Below are 1,606 nucleotides of genomic sequence, written 5' to 3'. Positions count from 1 at the left end.
GCTCAATCGACGGATCTTAACGATTGAGTGGGCGAGGTTGAGCCAACCTGAGCCGAGGGATTAGCAAATATCTGCCTACAAACAGCCTGGTTTTCAATAGGGGCACTTTGTGGACAGATCCCCTGTGGGGTTAAAAGCGATGTGAGCAAAACTACGGAAACTGAGTATAAAAAGAAGCTGATGTCAGGAATCATCAGCAAACTGCGCATGAAAATGTAAAAAAATGTTTTAACTAGATTAGCAAATCTTCGCTAGGATCCGAGATCCCTGTTTGCTTTTAACCAAAATTTGGCGATCGCGATCAAACAAGACGCTACCAATCGTGACGCAGACATTGGCTTGTTTTTGAATATAAGCGACTGTTCGCTGGTCAATTGTTTGAGCGATGGCGCTATAAACTGCATTTACCCAATCGGTTTTATCGGCGTTGTCCAACTGTCTCAGGTGCGTCAAGGCCGCTTCTGCGGTAGAACTGGCCAAAACTGTTTGAGTCGTTGCCGTGGGCAATCCCTGAGCGGCACAGTGAGCTGCCAAAATTTCCTGACGGCCATCGGCAACATGGTGGTGGGTATGAAAAATGCCGCCTGCGAGTTTGATCAGCTTGCCGTGATAGCCAAAGAGTAGAATTTCTTGAATCCCCTGTAGCCCCGCTTCTACCAGCAGCGGCCCTAGCCAGTTAGCCGTTTTAATTCTGCGATCAGCGGCAATTCCCAGCCGTAGCGACAAATTCAGCCCATTTTCACCCAGGCAAAAAACCAACGTGTCGTCAGTTTGTGCTTTCTGTCGTAGCTCGGCTCGAAAGGCTTCTAGCTGCCCCGGCGCACTTAGCGGTTGAGCAATGCCGCTAGTTCCCAGCAATGACAGACCCTCAACAATGCCAAAAGCAGCGTTAGAGGTTCGCTCTGCTAGGGCTTTACCCGCAGGTAAAATAATCGTCACCTGAATTTTTTGTCTCGACGCCAGCAGTGGTGCTAAATTCGCCTGAAACAGTTGCCGCGCATAAGCATAAATGGCTGCTTCCCCCGTTTGCTGTTGCCGTCCGATGCCGTCTCCCCCGGCTAAGGCGATCGCTTCTGTCTGAGCGGGTTTAGCCCATTGCACCACAGCCCAAACCGGGGTATGGCGAGTTAGGTCTAAGTTGTCACCGGGATCGCTGCGCGTTACCGCCAAGGCTGAACCATCTGGCAATTGCGCCACCTGCTCAACCGGAATTTCCGCTTTCTGCGCCGGATTGATCAAATCAACCGCTACAATTTCTGTCCTCAACTGGCTCTGCAAGTAGCGCAAAGCAGCGATCGCCGCCGCACAGGCAAACACGGGCAGCGTATACCCTGCTCTAGCTGGCGTGGCTCCTTTTTCAAAATCGGCTGCCATATTTTAGCAATAGTAAGGTTGTTAAACTAGAAGACAAGCTTTTAGGCTTTGGCTTTGCTTTGCTGCTTTAACCCCATAGTCTGGCGCATTCAGCACATTTATCAATAGCCTCTGATGCGTTAGGCTAGCGCGGTAGAGTATCCAACAGCTCAACCCCCTCTACAGCAACAGGCGATCGCCTACACCTTCCCCCTATCTCCCCCTCTCCCCCACCCCCTTCTCCCCACCCCCC

Annotated in this window: 1 protein-coding gene; it reads right to left on the bottom strand. The window is 51.3% G+C overall.

The window, feature by feature from the left end:
• Positions 1–237 precede the first annotated feature (237 nt).
• Complete coding sequence (gene cbiD / locus ACTS3T_RS06650) at positions 238–1,374, bottom strand: cobalt-precorrin-5B (C(1))-methyltransferase CbiD (RefSeq protein WP_377960244.1); 1,137 nt, start codon at positions 1,372–1,374, stop codon at positions 238–240.
• Positions 1,375–1,606 lie beyond the last annotated feature (232 nt).

Origin of the sequence: Almyronema sp., from assembly GCF_052168255.1 — a bacterium.
Lineage (GTDB): Bacteria > Cyanobacteriota > Cyanobacteriia > Phormidesmidales > Phormidesmidaceae > Sphaerothrix > Sphaerothrix epifaneia.
The sequence above is the reverse complement of the archived record's forward strand: the minus strand, read 5'-3'. Positions and strand labels throughout refer to the sequence as shown.